This window comes from Bacillus cereus group sp. BfR-BA-01381, assembly GCF_022663555.1.
GTDB lineage: Bacteria > Bacillota > Bacilli > Bacillales > Bacillaceae_G > Bacillus_A > Bacillus_A pacificus.
On the sequence record NZ_JAKUFR010000334.1, the window covers coordinates 1 to 226 of the forward strand.

Below are 226 nucleotides of genomic sequence, written 5' to 3' on the forward strand. Positions count from 1 at the left end.
TACAGGAATTGGCGTACCCGCTGGTCCTGTTGCACCAGTAGCACCTTGAGCACCAGTAGCACCTGTTGCGCCCGCTGGTCCTTGAGCACCAGTAGCACCTGTTGCGCCCGCTGGTCCTTGAGCACCAGTAGCACCTGTTGCGCCCGCTGGTCCTTGAGCACCAGTAGCACCTGTTGCGCCCGCCGGTCCTTGAGCACCAGTAGCACCTGTTGCGCCCGCTGGTCCT

1 protein-coding gene is annotated in these 226 nt (G+C 62.8%); it reads right to left on the reverse strand.

The features are described from left to right. Positions 1-226: collagen-like protein (locus MR079_RS28925; RefSeq protein WP_242295120.1), on the reverse strand; the 226-nt coding region annotated here is incomplete at both ends.